16 protein-coding genes are annotated in these 17,569 nt (G+C 37.6%); 10 read left to right on the top strand and 6 right to left on the bottom strand.

Translation table 11 applies throughout. The annotated features are described in order from the left end of the window. Nucleotides 1–157 precede the first annotated feature (157 nt). Genes SJY23_RS14245 through SJY23_RS14230 form a run of 4 tightly spaced genes read left to right on the top strand, consistent with a single transcriptional unit; the run spans nt 158 to nt 3,874 of the window. Entirely contained in the window at nt 158–937 is a 780-nt protein-coding gene (locus SJY23_RS14245; RefSeq protein WP_396596860.1) for a HipA family kinase, read from the top strand. Continuing rightward, nucleotides 927–1,310 carry a DUF3037 domain-containing protein gene (locus SJY23_RS14240; RefSeq protein WP_396596859.1) on the top strand — a complete coding sequence of 128 codons (384 nt, stop codon included), beginning with the start codon at nt 927–929 and terminating at the stop codon, nt 1,308–1,310. The genes SJY23_RS14245 and SJY23_RS14240 overlap by 11 nt, the downstream gene beginning before the upstream one ends. A gap of 50 nt (nt 1,311–1,360) precedes the next feature. Then, nucleotides 1,361–1,957, top strand: a complete 597-nt coding sequence (locus tag SJY23_RS14235) for an NAD(P)H-dependent oxidoreductase (protein WP_396596858.1) — start codon at nt 1,361–1,363, stop codon at nt 1,955–1,957. 3 nt (nt 1,958–1,960) lie between these two features. After that, complete coding sequence (locus SJY23_RS14230) at nt 1,961–3,874, top strand: monovalent cation:proton antiporter-2 (CPA2) family protein (RefSeq protein WP_396596857.1); 1,914 nt, start codon at nt 1,961–1,963, stop codon at nt 3,872–3,874. Nucleotides 3,875–4,122: 248 nt separating this feature from the next. Here SJY23_RS14230 and SJY23_RS14225 read toward each other — a convergent pair whose 3' ends face one another. The 5 genes from SJY23_RS14225 to SJY23_RS14205 form a co-directional block, all read right to left on the bottom strand. After that, nucleotides 4,123–5,544 (bottom strand): efflux transporter outer membrane subunit, encoded by a 1,422-nt coding sequence (locus tag SJY23_RS14225; RefSeq protein WP_396596856.1) that lies wholly within the window; start codon nt 5,542–5,544, stop codon nt 4,123–4,125. After that, entirely contained in the window at nt 5,544–8,687 is a 3,144-nt protein-coding gene (locus SJY23_RS14220; protein WP_396596855.1) for an efflux RND transporter permease subunit, read from the bottom strand. The genes SJY23_RS14225 and SJY23_RS14220 overlap by 1 nt, the downstream gene beginning before the upstream one ends. 23 nt (nt 8,688–8,710) lie before the next feature. Continuing rightward, complete coding sequence (locus SJY23_RS14215) at nt 8,711–9,847, bottom strand: efflux RND transporter periplasmic adaptor subunit (RefSeq protein ID WP_396596854.1); 1,137 nt, start codon at nt 9,845–9,847, stop codon at nt 8,711–8,713. Between the two features lie 6 nt (nt 9,848–9,853). Further along, nucleotides 9,854–10,357 (bottom strand): GbsR/MarR family transcriptional regulator, encoded by a 504-nt coding sequence (locus SJY23_RS14210; protein ID WP_396596853.1) that lies wholly within the window; start codon nt 10,355–10,357, stop codon nt 9,854–9,856. A 293-nt stretch (nt 10,358–10,650) separates the two neighbouring features. Further along, nucleotides 10,651–12,693: an ATP-dependent helicase gene (locus SJY23_RS14205; RefSeq protein ID WP_396598129.1), complete on the bottom strand. Its 2,043-nt coding sequence runs from the start codon at nt 12,691–12,693 to the stop codon at nt 10,651–10,653. Nucleotides 12,694–12,765: 72 nt separating this feature from the next. Between SJY23_RS14205 and SJY23_RS14200 the strand changes: the two genes are divergently transcribed. The 6 genes from SJY23_RS14200 to SJY23_RS14175 all read left to right on the top strand — a co-directional run bounded on the left by SJY23_RS14200 (nt 12,766) and on the right by SJY23_RS14175 (nt 16,712). Then, nucleotides 12,766–14,100: a GIY-YIG nuclease family protein gene (locus SJY23_RS14200; RefSeq protein ID WP_396596852.1), complete on the top strand. Its 1,335-nt coding sequence runs from the start codon at nt 12,766–12,768 to the stop codon at nt 14,098–14,100. Between the two features lie 267 nt (nt 14,101–14,367). Continuing rightward, nucleotides 14,368–14,490, top strand: a complete 123-nt coding sequence (locus tag SJY23_RS14195; protein ID WP_396596851.1) for a hypothetical protein — start codon at nt 14,368–14,370, stop codon at nt 14,488–14,490. An 89-nt stretch (nt 14,491–14,579) separates the two neighbouring features. Then, nucleotides 14,580–15,056 carry a PA2169 family four-helix-bundle protein gene (locus SJY23_RS14190; RefSeq protein ID WP_035336537.1) on the top strand — a complete coding sequence of 159 codons (477 nt, stop codon included), beginning with the start codon at nt 14,580–14,582 and terminating at the stop codon, nt 15,054–15,056. Between the two features lie 63 nt (nt 15,057–15,119). Next, entirely contained in the window at nt 15,120–15,332 is a 213-nt protein-coding gene (locus tag SJY23_RS14185) for a BLUF domain-containing protein (RefSeq protein WP_396596850.1), read from the top strand. Nucleotides 15,333–15,723: 391 nt separating this feature from the next. Further along, nucleotides 15,724–16,122, top strand: a complete 399-nt coding sequence (locus SJY23_RS14180; RefSeq protein WP_035336539.1) for a VOC family protein — start codon at nt 15,724–15,726, stop codon at nt 16,120–16,122. Nucleotides 16,123–16,187: 65 nt separating this feature from the next. Beyond that, on the top strand, nt 16,188–16,712 hold the full coding sequence (locus SJY23_RS14175; RefSeq protein ID WP_035336541.1) for a DUF421 domain-containing protein: 525 nt from the start codon (nt 16,188–16,190) through the stop codon (nt 16,710–16,712). 66 nt (nt 16,713–16,778) lie between these two features. On the opposite strand, the gene SJY23_RS14170 is transcribed toward SJY23_RS14175, so the two are convergent. After that, complete coding sequence (locus tag SJY23_RS14170) at nt 16,779–17,540, bottom strand: patatin-like phospholipase family protein (protein WP_035336543.1); 762 nt, start codon at nt 17,538–17,540, stop codon at nt 16,779–16,781. Between the last annotated feature and the right edge of the window lie 29 nt (nt 17,541–17,569).

Raw genomic sequence — 17,569 nt, 5'->3', positions numbered from 1 at the left:
AAAATACAATAGTTTGTTTATCAAATTGTACTTGTATAAAAGTTGATATACACCATGTGTAAGTTAAAAACCCTCTGTAATAAGAGTAGATAAGACCAATAAGTAATCACTTAAATTTGCAGTAAGAGGAAAACCTCAGAAAAGAGAATACTGTACTATGGATATGCTACAATTAAGAACTGTAAATGTTGTACAATACTTGCAACCTTTACGAGAAGGAGGATCACTTCCAGCTTTAGTCAAAGCAGACGATGATTATTTATATGTGCTCAAGTTTAGAGGAGCGGGACAAGGAAAGAAAGCACTTATAGCCGAGCTACTAGGGGGAGAAATAGCAAGAGCGATAGGTCTGCATGTTCCGGAGCTTGTGTTTATGCATCTGGATGACTCTTTTAGTAAAACAGAGCCAGATGAGGAGATTCAGGATTTATTGAAGTTTAGCGTAGGGTTAAACTTTGGGCTTCATTTCTTATCAGAGGCGATTACTTATGATCCCCTGGTGAGTACTGTGGATGCGCTTACAGCATCAAAAATAGTATTACTAGACTGTATTATCAGTAATATAGATAGAACCGCAAAAAATACAAATCTCCTGCAGTGGCATAATGAGATATGGGTGATAGATAATGGTGCGAGTTTTTATTTTCACCATGACTGGAAAAACTGGAAAAATCATCTAGAGCGTACTTTTCCGCTTGTAAAAGATCACGTATTGTTAGAGAAAGCAACACGATTACCAGAAGCGGCAACTGCAATCAAAGAGCTATTAACGCAAGAAAAGCTAGAAGATATTATAGCACATATTCCAGAAGACTGGTTAATATCTGAGTTTGATACGATGATTCCAAATGATATGAGAGCTGCCTATCTTGAGTTTATAAATTCTAGATTATCAAAAATTGATATCTTAGTAAAAGAAGGAGAAGATGCAAGATAAATATACCTTTGAGTACGCCACCATTAGAATTGTGCCTAAAGTAGAACGAGAAGAGTTCTTTAATGTAGGTGTTATTGTCTTTTCAAAAAAGAAAAAATATCTAGGAATAAAGTTTCATATATGTCCAGATAAGTGGAAAGCCTTCTGTACAGATGTAGAGATTGACAAGTATCAAGCATATCTAAAAGCTTGGGAACAGGTGTGTAAAGGAGCACCTTCCGGAGGTCGCATAGGCGCTATGGAACTATCAGACAGATTTAGATGGCTTACTGCTTGTAGAAGCACTATTATACAAAGCTCCAAAACGCATCCGGGTTTATGTGTAGATCCAGCGAGTATGCTAGAAGAGATCTTTGCTAAAAACGTGTTGTAACCTTACAAATCTTTTTAGTTGGCTTTCGCCAAAATTAACGATACCCACCCATGAAGAAAATACTTGTATTATTCTCGCATCCTAAATTTGAAAAATCTAGGGCAAATACGTCACTAGTATCACACATTCAAGATATGGAGAGTGTTACTTTTCATGATCTTTATGAGCAATATCCAGATTTTCATATTGACGTAGATGCCGAAAAGGAGTTGCTTGCTGCACATGATATCATCGTATGGCACCATCCATTATATTGGTATAGCTGTCCGCCTTTAATGAAGCAGTGGATTGATATGGTGCTAGAATTTGGGTGGGCATATGGACCAAATGGCAATGCCCTTAAGGGAAAAACTTGCTTAAATGTGATTACCACAGGTGGCTCAAAAGAGGTGTATTGTGCTCAAGGAAGCAATAGCTTTACCATCAATGAATTTTTAAGACCCTTTGAACAAACAGCAATCTTATGCGGAATGCAGTATTATCCGCCATTTGCAGTCATGGGTACGCACCAGTTGAACGACGATCAGTTAGACACTCACTCGAGAACTTATAAATCATTATTAGAGTTACTGCAGAAGGAAGCTGCTGTACTAGGCGTAGATAACTGCATATTTTTAAATGATTTACCAGAATTAAAAACTCACTAAATTATGACAGGAAGTATTCTTTTTGAAGCGATAGTCTTTCTTGCGGGAGCAATAATTTGTGTGTCCATCGCAAAGCGACTAGGGCTGAGTTCTGTAATAGGTTATTTACTAGCGGGTGTGCTCATAGGCCCTTACGTCTTAGGTTTTATAGGTCAAGAAGGAGAAGATATATTACACTTTGCAGAGTTTGGCGTAGTTGTAATGCTATTCCTGATAGGCTTAGAAATTGAGCCTAAGAATTTCTGGAACATGCGCAAGACCATCTTGGGCATGGGTGGACTGCAAGTAGGAGGGACCATGCTCTTAACGTATTTCTTATTTACTTTCATAGGTTACGACTGGAAGGTGTCTCTTGTAATTGCGATGGCAGTAGCACTATCATCTACCGCGATAGCCTTACAAACTATCAAGGAGAAAGGAATGATGGATACGACCTACGGAGCCTCTTCTTTTTCTATTTTACTTTTTCAAGATATTATAGTGATTTTCATGCTAGGTGCTTTGCCACTGCTTTCTACCGCTACCACTGTTGCAAGTGGTGAAGGTCATGGAGCATCTGAGAATTTACTGGATGGTTTGCCTATCGCCTTTCAAACCCTAGCAATTATACTATCTGTTGTAATTATTATCGTTGCTGGTAAGTATTTAATTGTACCCATGCTGCGTAAAGTGGCAAAAACTGGAGTGCGCGAGCTTCTCATCGCAGCTGCACTATTGATTGTATTCTCTATATCCTTTTTAATGGAATACGTAGGTCTCAGTCCGGCGCTAGGTGCATTTTTAGGCGGAGTGGTGTTATCAAATAGCGAATTCAAACATGAGCTGGAGAGTACGCTAGAGCCTTTCAAGAATCTACTGCTAGGCTTATTTTTTATGGCAGTGGGAGCCTCCATCAATTTTATTGTGATTGCTAAAAATCCGCTAACTATTGGTGGGATATTAATTGCTATTGTAATCGTAAAGGCGATCGTATTGTTTGTTACTGGTTATACTTTTAAGCTAAAATTAGATCAGAAATTGCTACTAACTTTTAGCCTATCACAGATAGGAGAGTTTGCCTTTGTCTTGCTTTCTTTCGCGTTCAGTTTGCAATTATTAGAGCAAGATCAAATGGATATGATGCTCGTGATTACGGCACTTACCATGTCACTTACACCTATCACAGGGATGATCAATGAGCGATTTATATTACCAAGAATAGGAACCAAAGAATCTATAAAACGACCTATGGATCACATCGCAAAGTCGCAAAATGTGATACTTGTTGGTTTTGGACATTTTGGGAGTACGATAGGACGCTTTTTAAGATCTCATGGAGTAGAGGCGACTATATTAGATCAAGACTCAAATCGTGTAGATTTTCTTCGTAAGATGGGTTTTGAGGTGTATTATGGAGATGCCACGCGCATAGACTTACTAGAATCTGCAGGAATCGCTCAGGCAAAAATTCTAATTTGCGCCATAGATAACCCTACAGTAACCACACAAGTGACAAAGCTTGTCAAAGAAAAATACCCACACGTAGAACTTATGATACGTGCAAAAAATAGGAATGACGCCTATGACTTACTCAATCTAGGCATAGAAAATATTTACAGGGAGTCCCTAGATACCTCGCTCAGTATGGCCAGCGATGTATTGCATAAACTCGGCTTTAGGAAATATACCCTTAATAGGCAAGTGCAAAACTTCATAAAATATGATGAAGCTATTTTAAGACGTCTTGCCAAAGAACCTAAGAGAGGCACAGACAGTTATATTTTTGTCGCGCGTCAAGAGTTAGAAAAGCAAGAACGCTATCTCAATGAAGATTTTAATCGAGGCATTGTTGCATATGATAATCACTGGGACAGTGAGCACATAAGAAAAACACTTGAGGAGCAACAGCATGACGAAGATGAGGATCCTGAGATTTAAGGCCTAGCCTTATTAAAATAAAAACTGCTCAAAGCTCCCTTTCGGGAAAATTTGAGCAGTTACTATTAATGCTATTAAAATGATTTAGTTCTTTTGGTTGTATTAATTGTCACAACTGGGATACGCATCAATCACATTGGTCAATATGAGTGCCGAAAAGTAGACGGCTATTTACAATCCTAGGATGTAACTTTCTATATTATTAGAAACCTGAACAATAAACAACAAAAGCAATCAACGGTTGCTGATTATCTCCATCCCCCGCCCAAGGCTTCATATAAATCAACAATAGATACAAGTTGCTTTAGTTTACTCTCGATAACGTTAAGTTCGGCATTAAGAGCACTTTGTCTAGCCGTAAGTAAATCTAGATAAGTTGCATAACCGTTTTTTAAGAGCTCATCAGAATTTGCCTCTGCTGCGCGGAGGGCAGTCACCTCTTTATTGATAAATTCGAATTTTTTAGTTTCTGCTTCATATTCAAATAATGCATTTGATACTTCAGTTCCCGCTACAAGCAATGTTTTTTTAAATGCTAGTAAGCTCTGTTCTTGTTGAGCAATAGCAACTTCGCGCTGCGTTCTCAACTTTCGCTGATTCAAAAGAGGTTGTGTTAATCCGCCTATGACTGTTGCAAATAATGAGTTTGCACTCAAAAGCTCATCAATTTCAAGACTCTGGAAACCTCCTGCTGCAGTTAATCGCAATGAAGGATATAAGTTGCTTTTTGCGACATTAGTGAGCTCAAAAGATTGAATCAAATCAAACTCGGCTGCCATCACATCTGGTCTATTAGTTAATAGTGTTGCTGGTACTCCTAGTTTTAATTCTTCATCAAGTGTTTGACTATCTAATGTGCTTCTCTCAAAGCGTTGTCCAGGTTTACCTAGTAAAATACTAAGGATGTTTTCAGTTTTAAATAGTGCTGTTTCAAGATCTACTTGTAACGCTTTTGCATTGTTATACTGTGCTATATTCTGGTCTACAGCAACCTGTGTAACCTGTCCAGCATCTTTTAATGCTTTTATAGTTTCTACACTACGTTCTCTAGTTGCAACCGTTTCTTCTGTAATTGCAATCTGGGCATCGAGAGCTAGCAGGTTATAATAGGTGTTTGTAATACTTGCAACAAGCTGTGTTTTTACTGCTTGGTGTCCTGCTACACTTTTCAAATATGCTGCTTGCGTAGCTCTTTGGTTACTTCTTATTTTTCCCCAGATGTCTGCTTCCCAAGATAGATTTGCTGTGATATCAAATTGATCTGTAGCTCTATTGGTAAGAAACTGACCAAATTGCGTGTTCTCAGAGAGTACTTGATGTGTAAAATTTGCTCCTACATTAACGGTAGGTAAATAACCAGCCTTTCCTTGTTTCGCGTAAGCTTGTGCAGCAACCATCTGTTGTATAGCGATGCGCACATCCATGTTATTTTCAAGTCCTTCTTGAATGTAAGACTGCAACTGCTCATCTTTAAATAAGGTTCTCCAAGATACATTTGCAATAGAAATACTATCTGTAGGCAGATTGTCTGTTCGATACAGTGCCTCTGTTTCTGCAGTAATATCTGGCTGTACATAGTCTTGTGCTACAAAGCAACTTTGTAATACGACAGCGACTACTAGCAAGAGTATGGGCTTGCTTATATTTTTATAGGTGATAGGTGATTTCATTATTCTTGTGTTTCAATAGTTTGTACTGCTGGTTTACTAGAAATGCGTTCTTGTAACCACTGAAAAAATATAAATAAGATTGGGATGACAAATACTCCTAAGATGGTTCCTATGAGCATCCCACCTACGGCTCCTGTACCTATAGAGTTGTTTCCTTCAGACCCAACACCTTTGGCTAACACCAATGGCATCAATCCTAAAATAAAAGCAAAGGAGGTCATTAAAATAGGTCTTAGTCGAGATTTCGCACCGTTTATGGCAGCACTTACGATGTCCTCGCCGCTTTTTCGCCTAGCGAGGGCAAATTCTACAATAAGAATTGCATTCTTGGCGAGCAGGCCTATCAGCATGATTAAAGCAATCTGGAAATAGATGTTGTTCTCTAAACCAAACAACTTAGTACTTATGTAGGCTCCAAAGACTCCAAATGGTAAAGAAAGTATTACCGCAAATGGTAATAAGTAACTTTCATATTGCGCACTTAATAAGAAGTACACAAAGAGAATACTCAACCCAAATATAAAAGCGGTTTGATTTCCTGCATTTACCTCTTCTCTTGTAAGACCAGAATATGCGACAGTATAGTTGTTAGGTAACTTTGCAACCTCTTCATCTATGATTCTAATAGCGTCTCCAGTACTAAAACCTTCATTTGTAGCACCAGTGATAGAAGTAGAATTAAATAAGTTAAAACGAGTAACAGATTGTGGTCCATACACACGTTCTAAGTTTACAAACTGTGTGATAGGAGTCATCTCTCCAGAGTCTGTTCTTACATACATACTATTTAAATCTTCAACGCCAGCGCGATCATCAGGTAGCGCCTGAATATAGACTCTAAACTGCTTCCCAAACTTAGAGAAATCTGATGCATAAATACCTCCGATATATCCTTGTAATGTGGAGAAGATACTATTAATAGGTACTCCTTTTTCTTTAGCAAGAGGTACATTGATTTCCATCTCATACTGTGGATATTCTGTACTAAAAGAAGACTGCGCATATTTAATTTCTGGATGTGACATTAATGCTGCTGCAAATTCTTTATTGGCAACATCTAAGTCTTTAAACTCACCTCCAAACTTGTCTAATAAGTTTACTTCAAAACCAGATGAGTTACCAAATCCTCGAATACTAGGAGGAGAGAAGAAAATAATCTTAGCCTCAGGAATATTTGCAACTATACCAAAGAGTTTACCTGTAATAGCAGTCGCAGATAGTGAAGGATCTTCACGCTCATCCCAATTTGCTAGTTTTATAATTCCAAAGCCGTAGTTACTTCCTGCACCATTTATTAAACTTCTACCTTTAATAAAGTTGACACCCACAATGCCTTCTAAGCTATCAATTCTATCATATAAGTCTAGCGTTACAGCATTTGTTCTGTCTAGTGATGATCCCGCTGGAAGTTCAATATTTGCAAAAATTATCCCTCTATCTTCATTAGGTACAAAACCAGTAGGAGTTGTTTTTGATGCCCAAACAATACCTACGATAGCAAGTGCTAATAATAAGACAGGCATCCATTTTTGTCTGTATAAGAATGATAGCGAGTGGCCGTATCTAGTAACTGTAGCGTTAAAACCTCTATTAAATAAGGTATAAAATCGCTGTAAAGGTCCTTTTCTTTTGAGTTCCTCATCATCTTTGTGTGACTTTAAAAGTAACGCACACAACGCTGGACTCAGCGTCAAAGCATTTACCGCCGAAATAAGTATAGATATAATAAGTGTAACCCCAAATTGCTCATAAAATACTCCCGTAGGTCCTGTAACAAAGGTAACTGGGATAAATACTGCTGCCATTACTAAGGTGATTGATATAATCGCCCCAGAGATTTCATTCATGGCAGTAAGTGTCGCTTTTTTAGGATCTTTTTCCCCTTCATCCATTTTAGCATGCACAGCTTCTACTACTACAATAGCATCATCTACTACAATCCCAATGGCGAGTACGAGAGCAAACAGGGTAAGTAAGTTGATAGAGTATCCAAAAACACTTAAAAAGAAAAACGTACCAATAATAGAAACAGGTACCGCAATGGCTGGAATAAGTGTAGATCTAAAGTCTTGTAAGAATAGAAATACTACTAAGAAAACTAATATAAAGGCTTCTAATAAGGTTGTAAGTACTTTATCTATAGATGCATTTAAAAATAAACTAGTATCGTAAGGAACAAAAACTCCTAGCCCTTCTGGTAGGTCTTTTTCTACAGATGCTATGGTTACTTTAATATTCTCAATAATCTCTCTTGCGTTGGATCCCTTTGTTTGGAAAATTCCCATAAAAACTGCAGGATGTCCTAAACTCACTGCATTTGATGCGTAAGATTGTGCATCTAGCTCAATCGTTGCCACGTCATCTAGACGTAAAAACTGTCCGTTTCCTAATGCTTTGATGATGATGTCACCATATTGCTGTTGATCTTTAAAGCGGCCACTATACGTTAGTGTATATGAAAAAGCTTCTCCATTATTTTCTCCTAAAGATCCTGCTGCAGCTTCCAAGTTCTGTTCTTGTAATACCGCCTGTATATCTGATGGAATTAGTCCGTATGATGCAAGCTTCTCTGGCTTTAACCAAATACGCATTGCATAATCCTGTTGAGAAAATAAACTTACATCACCTACACCGCTTATACGCTGCATCGCTGGAATTACGTTTATTTTTAAATAGTTCTGGATGAATGTTGCGTCGTAATCTTCACTTTCAGAATACATGGAGATAAACATCAAAGCACTTGTTTCTTGCTTTTGTGTAGTAACTCCTGTTTGTACTACTTCTTGTGGCAGTAGTGGTGTAGCTCTAGAAACACGGTTCTGTACGTTTACCGCTGCAATATCCGCATCAATCTCTTGATTAAAATAAACCGTAATCTCGGCAGTACCATTGTTTGATGCAGTAGAGGTGATGTAGGTCATCCCTTCTACACCGTTAATTTGCTCTTCAATAGGGATAATTACACTTTCTAATACTGTTTCTGCATTTGCTCCTGGATAAGAAGCAAGTACTTTTATGGTAGGTGGTGCAATATCTGGGTATTCTTCTATAGGTAAGCTAGTTATGCTTATAGCACCTAGTACCACTATGATAATAGAAATTACCGTTGAAAGCACGGGTCTTTCAATGAATGTTTTTAACATGTCTTGTGTTTTTTAAGTGTAAGCTAGTTCTTAAATAGCGTTTGTATAGGTTTAGTAGCTTCCTCAAATGGAACTTCTTGAGGTGTGATAGTCATACCGCTTCTTAATTTTCCTACACCAGAAACGATGATAGTATCTGTTAGCTCGATACCTGATTCCACAACATATAGGTTATCTACTATTGCTTTTACTTTGAGTATTGAAGTAGCTATTTTATTCTCATTGTCAACTTTAAAAAACATGATATTTCCTTGTTGTTCGTAGGTAGCTTCTTGAGGAATAACAATGGCATCCTCGTATATCGTTGGGATTTGTATTTTACCACTATTACCGTTTGTTAGTAATTGGTTAGGATTGTCAAAAACTGCTCTTAAACTTACGGTACCCGTACGTTGATCAATTTGACCGCTACTAGTTTGTATAGTTCCTTTTTCAGAATAGGTTGTACCATTTGCAAGTATTAAACTCACATCAGAAAAGTTTGCAAGCTTTTCGGCGAGATCTTTTCCTTCTGCTTGTTGTAAGAAGTCTAAGTATTGTTTTTCATTAAGACTAAAGAAAGCATATACCTTACTAATATCACTCACAGTAGTGAGCGGTTGAGGATCTGCAGGACTAACCAGCGAACCTTCTCTATACGTAATGGCACCTACAAATCCATCTACAGGGCTTGTGATAGTCGCGTATCCTATATTTGCAGAGATACTGCTATAATTTGCTTTTGCTTGTGCTAGATTTGCTTTTGCAGTTTCTAATTGTACGGCACTTATGATATTCTTTTCTACCAGTGGCGTCAATTTATCAATTTCAACCTGAGCAACATTTACTCTTGCTTTTGCTGCACCAGCATCTTGATTAAGCGATTGTGTCTCGAGTCTAAATAATACTTGGCCCTTACGTACTTTTTGACCTTCGTCTACAAGTACTTGCTGTATATATCCAGATACTTTTGCTCGTACAGCACTATTTACAATTCCTTCTAGACTTGTAGGGTATTCTTGGTAAGCGATTACGGTTTTAGGCTCTAACTTCATTACTGGAAATGGAGCTGGAGGAGCTTGCTGTGCTGTAGCAGCGGTATCTTCTTGATTACCTCCACAACTTATTGTAATAAATAACACAACAAGTGCAAGCAGGGTGAATGATGTATATTTTTTCATAGTACTTTATATTTCAAATTTGGCGTCTGTTAATTTTGCTCTTAGTATTTCTATAGAAGCCGTAGCTTCATCTAAAAATTTGATGTAATCATTATGAAAATTCAAATCAAACTTTTCTGCATCGTCACCATCATTTTGGAGATTTATTGTTTCCTTATAAGTCTTTATCTCTTCATGTAACTCTCGTACCTCTTTCCACTCATTCATGAGATTATCTACATGGTGTACTACCATATCCTTATTGATAATAAAGTACTTCTTACGATCACCGGTTTTTGTGAAATACTCTATTTTATTAAGGTCTTGTAGGTGATTGAGGTGTGTTGAAATCGTACTCTTACTAGCGCATAGTATATTAACCATGTCCTCAAAAGTGCTTCCTTTTTTTCCTGTAAGTATTGTATATGATAGTATGCGAGCTGCTACTGGAGCTAGTTGCTCTCGCTTTTCGATATGTACACCTAGTTTTTCAACAAGTGACATTTTTTCTTTACAAATTTTGTCTGTCATTATTCCTTCATTTATTCTCATCGCTCTATTGAACAAACAGATGAGATTCAAATACACGGCAAAATTAACCGTTAGTTCGGAACATACCGAACTAATCGAAGTTAAAAAAAACATAATTAATATAGCTTTCGCGAAAGCGTAACAAAAACAAGGGTATGTACCTTTTAAAAGAACAGCACAGCTCTGCATCACTACATGTAGTTGGTACTGATTTTTGAAATGTACCCAAATAAATAAGCCATCCTCTTGAGAAAAGGATGGAGAGGTAACAGTAGGGTATGGGAAAGATGAAATTAGCTAAAATCCATTCCCAAATCTAAATCAATATCATTCTTTACGGCAGCATCTTTATGAGCTGTAAATGTAGATTTTGGAGAAGTTTGAGTAGCAAGATGATCTGGGAGCTCCTCTAGAAAGTAGGCGCTATTTTCTCCTAGTTCTTCTTGCGTATCTGTTTTATGATGAAAGGCGTTAATGGATTCCGTAGCTCTTGTGATAATGAGTTCATTTTTTGCTCTGGTGAGCGCTACATATAGCACACGTCTATCTTCTTCTACTTCATCTAGATTCCCTAGGCTGTAGGAAGAAGGGTAGGACTTAGGAGATACGTTGAGCACAAAACAAACATCTGCTTCAAGTCCCTTAGCCGAGTGTACGGTAGAGATGGTGACATGATCTTGATGATCTGTGGTAGTTAATTTACTGCCTTCTAGTGTGTTTTGACCTGAAACATGTGCAGCATTATCTAGAATCCCTTCCGAGATAAAAGCGCCAAGTGTCGCATAGTTTTCAGAAAGCATTTCTAGTACAGGAAAATCTCCTTTGCGCTTTTCTGTCCAGTCTTTGCTGTACTTCATAGCAAGATCAAACTCCATAGCGCTGTACAGTTCCTTGATTGCTTGCTTTACATTTCCTTTATTGTCAAAAACCGTTTTGTAAAATTTAGATACTTTTTCTCCTTCGGTACCAGAGATGATAGAGGTGAAGGTATCTGGCCTTATATCTTCTGGTGCAATTTGCATCACCTCCGTCATGTAAGACGTTGCTTTTACAGCACCAATACCGTGGATGAAAGTAAAAAAGCGAATCCACGCAATCTCATCTAGCGGATTATTAATCACTCTCAATACCGCTACTAAATCTTTTATGTGAGCCGCTTCAAGAAACTTCCGTCCGCCGAAGGTTTGATAAGGAATCTTCTTTTGGAGAAATACTGCTTGTAATGGTCTTGTGTAGTATTGCGATCTGCTTAAGATTAGAAAATCAGAAAAGGAGCTCCCGCCACTAGAAAAGGCTTCTAGAATTTTATTGGCTATATAATTTGCTTCTTCAAATTGGTTATTCACATTCAAAATCACAGGCACTTTCCCAGGTCCTCTGCTTGAGATTAATTTTTTATTGTACTGTACAGGTGATTTTTCTAGTAACCAATTTGAGATATCAAGAATCTCCTGTGTAGAACGATAATTTTTGTCCAGCACTTTTACCGTCGCATCTGCTACGCGTTCCTTAAACAAGTGAACATTCTTAAAATCTGCGCCACGGAAACTGTAAATAGATTGTGCATCATCTCCCACACAAAACAGATGACAGATATGCTCAAAAGGCTTTAATAAATACCATTGCAGCGGATTAGTATCCTGCATCTCATCAATCAAAATATGCTCGTATGAGGAAGCCAGAATCTCTCTTGCTTTTTCATCTTTATTCAATCTATTTGCTATAACAAGCAGTAAATCGTCATAGTCAAGGTACTGCTGTCTCTTCTTTTGTAGCTGGTACTCTTTTATGAGATGCTCTAGCTGTGGTCGCAGTGTGGCGATATCTTCGGTTACTTGAGGATCATCTTTACCTTTATAGAGCAACTTGCGTATGGTATCTGTGAGGTTACTTCTTGTGTTACGTGCAAAGGAGAAGATATCGAGAATTTGCTGCGGCTTGATTCTTACTTTCCCGTATTCCTCACTGGCATTACCGCATGCCATTTTCATCAAACTTAACTGATCATCGGGATCAATTACCGTAAAACTTGCCGCACCAAAAAGATTAGGAAACTTCACAATAAGCTGGTTACACCAGCTATGAAAGGTGCTGCCATTAATCGCGCCGCTTGTACCAGCAGGTAATCCTGCTTTTACACGCTCTACAATCTCGCTCGCAGCTCTCTTTGTAAATGTGAGGATCTGTATCTTTTCTGGACGCACGCCAGATTGAATGAGATACTCCGCTCTACCTACAATAGTTTTAGTTTTACCAGTACCTGCTCCTGCAAGTAGCAGTAAGTGTTTACCATCAAAAGTAATGGCCTCACGTTGCTTAGTGTTATATGAATCTATAATGGCAGTTTTTTTATTTTCAAAGATAGGAAATTATTCATAATTTTGGATTTTATCCTACACTTCAATATATTGAGAAGAGCCTTCTTAGATCTACAAACTAACAGCAATAATTTAAAAATAGCGAGCGCTATTGCATTTTCTGTGGTCGTTTTTGATGATGATGAGGAGCTGTATTATCATGAAAGCCTTATCAAACCGCTTCAAGTGCTATCTCCAGATCAGGAATTCACTTACGGAATCACAAATAAAGCACTTAGAAAAGCGCCGTCTTTTATAGATATCGCGAGTTTACTCATCGAGAATTTAGAGGATTGTGAGATTGCATATTTTGATAATTTCTCACAGCAGTTGTTACGCAAGTGTTTTAGGGAGATTGGCTATCCACTAGGGAAGTCATCCCTTATTTTTAATGGGACTTCCTCCAGAAAGAGTAGCAGCGCAGCACAACTATCTTTTGAGGAAACTGCAGCTATTCATTCGGTGGAGTATGATTCTTTTAAGCCCGGTATGAATGCTAGAGGACTGGCTCAATTGTTTCAAATTAAGGCTAGTGTGGATGATAATGAGAGTTACGCTTTCGCGAAAGCGGGAAATAACACCATCGCTACCACAAGCCTATATGACCATTTACCTAAAACAAGTGGCGTTTATTACTTTAGGAACGCTGCCGACGAAGTGATTTACGTAGGAAAAGCAGTCAACTTAAAAAAGCGAGTGATTTCTCATTTTAAGAGCAGGTTAGTTTTTGAAAAGAGCCTGTGTAAGGAAACCGTCGCTGTAGAATATGTAGAAACCGGAAACGAGTTAATTGCTTTACTCAAAGAGTCGGCAGAGATTAAACAGTTGACACCGATTTATAATTCGCAACAGATAGAGACCAACAACCCTTGGATTGTGGAATCTAAAATAGATGCCAAAGGAATCTTGAGAATTGTACCCACAGAAAAGAACTACACAGACTCCTGTCATACCGTTTCTTTTAATAGGGATTCTGTAATCCAGCAACTCAAACTATTACAAATAATGCACGCGCTATGTCCAAGATTTATGGGTGTAGAACGTACTGCTGGTTCTTGCTCTAGCAAAGCTTGTAAGGGCGTTTGTAGGGGAGAAGAACCCAAGGAAATATACAATGCAAGAGTATACAAAGCGCTGGACACTCTCACAAGTAAAGAAGAAACCTATTACCTTGATCTCATAGGAAGAACCAGCAACGAGCGATCATTTGTTCTTGTGGTAGACGGGATTTATATGGGATATGGATATATTACAAATCAAGAGACGGTAAATACCATAGAAGACCTTGAGGCATATCTTATTCCTCAAGAACACACCTATTATACGAGCAGAAGTATCCTTACTCACCTTAAAAAACGCGGGGTTATTAAAAATATCTTAAGATAGCGCGGTTCAATTCCCATCCTTTACTGACTTTTTAATGCGTTTATGTTCATTAAAAGGCACTTTTTTTATTTCGCTTATCTATTTGTTAGCAGTAGCTACTAGTAGTTCACGCAAGATTTATTGCCTGTTGAACCCCTCTTTTTCTTTCCTCTTAATTAATCATATTTAATCTTTTTAAGCTTTAAGAACGCTCTAACACATGGAGTTAAATAAGATTAAATGTCATTTTTAAAGAGAGTATCCCTTGTAATTTTATAAAAAAAAGAGATGGAAAAGGATACAATAACGAAGACAGACATAAACGATACAGATGAACGTCCCAACGGATTAGGGTATGGCGGAAGAGATAAACCATCATCCAAAGATCTTAATCAGAACGAGGAAGAGTAGCAAGAGTAATGGCTACAATGTACCGATAACGTACACATTTTAACTAATCATGTGTTTCTCTTAAAGAGACACTTTTAAAACTAAGAATTATGAAACAGACAACAGCAGAAGCAGCAAGAGAACAATCTCACATAGATATCGTAAATAATTTACAAAGTATTCTAGAGAAGAATTACGATGCAGAAGAAGGATATAAAGAAGCAATGCTCAAGGCAGATAATAGCTACTTAAAAGACTACCTCAAAAATAAAGCAGCAACAAGAGCAACATTTGCCACAGAGATCAGTGATATTATTTTAAAGCTCAATGAAACTCCAAAAGCTTCTGGAAGTACTACAGGAAGTATACACAGAACATGGATGAATATTAAGGATGCCTTTAGCTCAAACTCAGACGAGGGAATCTTAGAAGAGTGTATCCGTGGAGATAAAGCGAGTATAGATGAGTATAATGAGGTGATGGAAAACCAAGCATTTCCAGTTGAAATTACAAGCGTACTTACAAATCAATTGCTACAGGTAAAAAAATCTGTAAATGATATTAAGAAGATAGAAGACCTATTTTAAACCCTATCAAGTAAGAAAAAAGCCACCCTAGGGTGGCTTTTTTTTGCTACCTTGGGTAGCAATATGATTTTTGGCAAACTTTTTAAAACGATTAGTCGTTCCCAAAAGAGGTTCAAAACTGTGTGCTATATAAGCGAGCATACATCTGATTTGACTCATATGGAAATAAGTGCGCTTCTTAAGAAATCTCAAAAATACAATGTTGCTCACGGCATTAACGGTGTTCTTATAAGTGCGTCAAATAGATTTTTTCAAATCTTAGAAGGGGAAGAATAGGAAATTAATGCGCTGTTTCAGAGAATTCAAGCAGATGCTCGTCATACAAATATTATAAAGCTATTCAATGCCAAGGTTAATCGGCCATTTTTCTCATCGTACAATAGTTCTTTTAGAGTAGGTCTAGGGAGTGATGAGATTACTGAGATAAATAAATACCTTTCGATTACTTCAAACCATCCCTTTGAAGCAAATGTTGTAGGTATTCTCAATTCTATGGCGCTATCTGCAAGAATAGGATAGAGGGATGAAGGTGGTGATTTAAACAGACTGTTAATAATCATGGCTACCTTAACACTTTTCTTATTTCCCGTTAAAATATTCTTTAGGTTGTTATAATGTGTATTGAGACAAGGCTTTGTGTTTTTAAATTTATATAAAACCAATTATTATGAAAGCACAAGCATATTTATCATTTGACGGAAATTGCCAAGAGGCATTAAATTTTTATAAAGGAATTCTAGGTGGAGAGGTAGTAAACCGCGAGACTTGGGAAGGAAAGGAAACAGATATTCCAGAACATTACCGCAACAAGTTGCAACACGCAGAACTTAAAGGAAAAGGATTTCACTTTATGGCGTATGATGCAGCACCAGATACACCGCTTACTTCAGGTAATAAGGTGTGTATGAGTCTTGATTTTAACGATACATCTGAGGCTCAATCTACATTTGAGGCGTTAAGCGCGCAAGGAAAAATTAATTCACCATTCCAAGAAACTAGTTGGAACGCTCATTATGGACGTTGCACAGACCAGTTTGGAGTAGAGTGGATGGTAAATGCCAAATAAATCCACAGAAAAAGCAAAGTAAAGCCCTCACTAGAGGGCTTTTTTAATCTTAAAAATAAAAATACATGGAAAACTGGATAACCGCATCAATGCCCATTTTAGGTAAAGTATTAATATCAATAATAGCCATATTTACAGTGATGATTATCATCACGCGCATTTCTGGCTTACGCACATTTGCAAAGATGTCAAGTTTTGACTTTGCATCAACTATTGCCGTAGGTTCTGTACTTGCATCCATTATTCTCAACCCAGACCAATCACTTCTTAAAGGAGGAATCGCATTAGCGGGTATTATTGCTTTTCAAACTTTATTTGCCTTGCTAGTAAGAAAAAGTTCATTCTTTAAAAATCTTGCTACTAATGATCCATTGCTGTTGATGAAAGATGGTAAGATTCTTTATAAAAATTTAGAAAAATCAAACGTAGGTGAAGGAGACCTCATCGCGAAACTAAGGGAAGCAAACGTGCTTGACTACAGTGAGGTAAGAGCCGTTGTACTAGAAAGTACAGGTGATATGTCTGTACTTCACGACGATGGAGATAACAAGTTAAATGATAGTCTTTTAGAAGGGGTGAGGATTTGCTAGAAGTATCCGGTGTAGTTATTACGCTTTCGCGAAAGCGTAACTATATCCTTACAACGTCTGTAATATCTACTTGAACAGTGTTGAATTTTCTAGCTGTTTGCTCGCCTCTTCATAACCTATCTCAAATATTGCAGGAATACTGCGCATACTGAAAGTACCAAACTTGGCTAACTTTTCTGGGCATATCAACAAATCACAATCCTTAAATTTATTGAGGCCTCTATGATGGAGATTAATCTCATACGCCCTGTTAAGAACTTGGTATGAATATTTTAAATTCTTCATAGTTATTGCCTCGAGCGGATTTACATAGCTACCTATGATAACATCACATTGAGGAACTAGAGGTTCTATGGGGAAGTCATCTATCACACCGCCATCAAAGTAATGAACGTCGTCTATCTCTATGGGAGTAAAAATCCCCGGAAAAGACGCCGAAGCAATAACAGGATTTATTAAGGGACCTGAGTCAAAGGTGCGCAGTTGTCCAGTGAGTACCGTAGTAGCTGTAATGGATAATGGAAGCTGTAAAGACTCAAAACTATCTTCTATAAAATATGCCGATAAGTCTTTGTGAAATAGTGCAGAATCTAAAAAGCCTGGTTTCCTTCTAGCAAACCGCTTTATTGAGAAAACAGGCGTTGTTTTAAAAAACTCATATATTTTTTCCCAATCGTGACCAGCGGCATATAACGCACCTACAATAGCTCCAGCACTAGTACCAGAAATATGAGTGGGTTTAATGTTATGTTCAGACAGTGCTTTGAGCACTCCCAGGTGAGCAACACCTTTAATACCACCTCCAGAAAAGGAAAGTCCTATATTCATTTTTGAACTATTATAATGCTAAGATAGTA

The organism is Dokdonia sp. R86516 (assembly GCF_044596715.1).
In the GTDB taxonomy this organism is placed as follows: domain Bacteria; phylum Bacteroidota; class Bacteroidia; order Flavobacteriales; family Flavobacteriaceae; genus Dokdonia.
This window is presented reverse-complemented; position numbering and strand designations above follow the sequence as displayed.